This window comes from Paraburkholderia aspalathi (assembly GCF_900116445.1).
Lineage (GTDB): Bacteria > Pseudomonadota > Gammaproteobacteria > Burkholderiales > Burkholderiaceae > Paraburkholderia > Paraburkholderia aspalathi.
In genome coordinates this window covers 1-1,156 of the sequence record NZ_FPBH01000101.1, presented here as the reverse complement: position 1 = coordinate 1,156, position 1,156 = coordinate 1, and the positions used below count along the sequence as shown (strand labels likewise).

1 protein-coding gene is annotated in these 1,156 nt (G+C 58.4%); it reads left to right on the top strand.

The features are described 5' to 3' along the window. Positions 1–59 precede the first annotated feature (59 nt). The gene (locus tag BM438_RS44545; protein WP_167378564.1) at positions 60–1,097 is read left to right on the top strand and encodes an IS481 family transposase; all 1,038 of its coding nucleotides are present in this window, start codon (positions 60–62) and stop codon (positions 1,095–1,097) included. Positions 1,098–1,156 lie beyond the last annotated feature (59 nt).

The window sequence follows — 1,156 nt, the reverse complement described above, 5'->3', positions numbered from 1 at the left end:
TGGCGCGAAGGGCGTAGCCCGGAGCGACAATGCAAACAGCAAACCGCAAGGAGTCCGCCATGACTCAGGAACAGAAGGTCATCCGTGCCAAGCTCGGTATGCTGGAGCTAGCCCGGCAGCTTGGCAATGTCAGTCAGGCCTGCCGCGTAATGGGCTATTCCCGCGACAGCTTCTACCGTTTCAAGGACCTGTACGAAACAGGCGGCGAAGCGGCGCTGCAGGAAATCTCGCACCACCGCCCAGTCATCAAGAATCGCGTGGATCCTGAGGTCGAGGCCGCCGTACTCGAACTGTCGCTGGAGCTGCCCGCCTACGGCCAGATACGCATCGCCAACGAAGTACTCAAACGGCACGCCCTGAGCGTCTCGCCACAGGGCGTGCGTGGCGTCTGGTTGCGCCATGACCTTCAGACCATGAACAAGCGTCTCAAGGCTCTGGAAGCCAAATCCGCTCAGGAAGGGATGGTGCTGACCGAGTCGCAACTGGCCGCGCTCGAGCGCGCCAAGCTGGAAAAGGAAACGCACGGTGAGTTCGAATCCGAATGTCCCGGCTACTGCGGCGCCCAGGACACCTTTTACGTTGGCACGCTTAAAGGCGTGGGTCGTGTCTATCAGCAGACCTTTGTCGATACCTACTCAAAGGTGGCCTTTGCCAAACTCTACGATCGCAAGACGCCGTTGCCGGCCGCCGATCTGCTCAACGATCGCGTCGTACCGTTCTTCGACAGCTTTGACATCCCGCTCGCACGCGTGCTTACCGATCGGGGAACCGAGTACTGCGGCAACCCCGAGCATCATGAATATGAACTCTATCTGGCGGTGGAAAATATCGACCACACCCGCACCAAAGCGCGCTCTCCGCAAACCAACGGCATCGTTGAACGCCTTCACAAGACCATGCTCAACGAGTTCTACCGCGTCACTTTCCGCAAGAGGATTTACGACTCGATCCCGGCCCTGCGGGCTGATCTGGACGTATGGCTTGACCAGTACAACAACGAGCGCGAACATCAGGGACGATGGTGCTACGGAAAGACGCCCATGCGCACGTTTCTCGACTCCCTTGATCTTGCCAGGGAGAAACTGATCCCTCACTGATCGGCTTCGTTACTTCGTTGCCCGACTACCTGTCAGATCGAGTCCAGGCTAATACACAT

Bases quoted from the DNA above. Each gene is read 5' to 3' on its own strand.
- BM438_RS44545 (WP_167378564.1), top strand. From the start codon at position 60: ATGACTCAGGAACAGAAGGTCATCCGTGCCAAGCTCGGTATGCTGGAG.